We start from the raw sequence: 405 nt of genomic DNA on the forward strand, positions 1-405 counted from the left end.
CAGGAAGGCTGTCAGGCGGGCTCGGAGGGGGACGATCAGAGCGTCTCCCGCGTGCGAGACGCCGCCGCCGATGACGACGGCCGCGGGATCGAGCAGCCGCGTGTACGTGGCCAGCGCCAGGGCGAGCGTCTCCACGGCCGTGTCCCACACCCTCCCGGCCGCCGGGTCTCCCTCGGAGGCCCGCCGCACCACCTCCTCGGCACCGGCGGCGCCGTACCGGGCCGCGACCGCGCCGCCCGACGCGTAGGCCGCCAGGCAACCCCGCTGCCCGCACCCGCACGCCGCTCCGCCGGGGTGTACCGGGATGTGCCCGATCTGCCCGGCCCATCCGGCGGCGCCGCCGTACAGCCGCCCGGACAGGACCACGGCGCCCGCGATGCCCGTGCCGATGGGCAGGTAGAGGAC

General features: G+C 77.5%; 1 protein-coding gene. It reads right to left on the reverse strand.

Annotation, left to right across the window (positions count from 1 at the left end; translation table 11 throughout):
• A partial coding sequence (locus tag GUY59_RS47205) for an ROK family protein (protein WP_161715166.1) occupies positions 1 to 405 on the reverse strand: 405 nt, incomplete at both ends.

The sequence above is a fragment of the Nonomuraea sp. K271 genome (assembly GCF_009908215.1).
Lineage (GTDB): Bacteria > Actinomycetota > Actinomycetes > Streptosporangiales > Streptosporangiaceae > Nonomuraea > Nonomuraea longispora.